Annotated in this window: 1 pseudogene; it reads left to right on the forward strand. The window is 73.8% G+C overall.

From position 1 onward, the window contains the following. Positions 1-1,586: pseudogene (locus OO52_RS54945) on the forward strand (AMP-binding protein); the annotation flags it as partial.

Here is a 1,586-nt window from a genome sequence, read left to right on the forward strand (position 1 = left end):
CCCGTCGACCCCGAATACCCCGCCGACCGCATCACCTACATGCTGGAGGACTCCCGCCCCGTCCACGTCCTCGCGACCCCGCTGGACGAACTGCCCCTGAACACCCTCCACACCACCGACATCACCGACACCGAACGCACCGCACCACTGCTGACCGACTCCCCCGCCTACGTCATCTACACCTCCGGCTCCACCGGCCGCCCCAAAGGGGTCGTCGTCACCCACTCCGGCATCGCGAGCCTGTCGTACTCCCAGACCCGCGCCTTCGAGGTCACCGAGCACAGCCGGGTGCTGCAGTTCGCGTCGCCGAGCTTCGACGCGGCGGCGTGGGAGGTGTGCATGGCGCTGCTGGCGGGGGCGCGGCTGGTCATGGCCCCGGCCGATCAGCTCCTGCCCGGCGAACCCCTGGCCGCCGTACTGGCCCGCCACCGGGTCACCCACGCGACCCTGCCCCCCGCCGCGCTCCCCGTCATGCCGGAGGACGGCCTGCCCGAGGGCATGACCCTGGTCGTGGCAGGCGAGGCCTGCCCGCCCGCCCTGGTGGACACCTGGTCCGCCGGCCGCCGCATGATCAACGCCTACGGCCCCACCGAGTCCGGTTCCCGCCGGGGTGCCCGGTGAGCTGTACGTGTCCGGTGCGGGGCTGGCCCGTGGCTACCTCGGGCGTCCGGCGCTCACGGCGGGCCGGTTCGTCGCCGACCCGTTCGGCGCCCCCGGGGCCCGCATGTACCGCACCGGAGACCTGGTCCGCTGGCGGAACGACGGCCAGCTCGAGTTCGTCGGACGCGCCGACCACCAGGTCAAGATCCGCGGCTTCCGGCCGCCGAACGCCTGCCCGAGTACATGGTCCCGTCGGCGATCGTGCCGCTCGACGCACTGCCCCTGACCCCCAACGTGGAGGTCCGCGGCCTGTTCGAGGCGCCCACCCCCGAGGGGCTGGCCCGGCGGCTCGACCGCGCCGCACGTGCCGTCGCCGCGCCCTCGGCCCGTCCGCGCCCGGACACGGTTCCGCTGTCGTACGCCCAGCGGCGGCTGTGGATGCTCGACCGCGTCGAAGGCGGCGGATCCACCTACAACGTGCCGCTCGCGCTGCGCCTGGACGGCCCCGTGGACGTACCGGCGCTGCGGACGGCGCTGGCCGACGTGGTGGCCCGGCACGAGAGCCTGCGGACCGTGTTCGCCGAGCGTGACGGCGTGCCGCACCAGGTGGTCCTGCCCGCCGACACCGAGGTGGCGTTCACGGTGCAGGAGGTCACGGCCGGCGAACTGGAGCAGGCCTCGGCGGAGGCGGCCCGGCACCTCTTCGCGCTCGGCGCCGAAGTGCCGTTCCGGGCCACGCTGTTCCCCGTGGACGGCGGCGAGCGGCATGTGCTCCTGCTCCTGATGCACCACATCGTGGCCGACGGCTGGTCGGCGGGACCGCTGCTGCGGGACCTGTCCACCGCCTACACCGCCCGGCTCGACGGCAGGACACCCGACTGGGAGCCGCTGCCGGTCCAGTACGCCGACTACGCCCTGTGGCAGCAGGACGTCCTCGGCGACGACACCGACCCCGACAGCCTCCTCTCACGCCAACTGACCTCGTC

Origin of the sequence: Streptomyces flaveolus (assembly GCF_000716535.1) — a bacterium.
GTDB classification, from domain to species: Bacteria; Actinomycetota; Actinomycetes; order Streptomycetales; family Streptomycetaceae; genus Streptomyces; species Streptomyces flaveolus_A.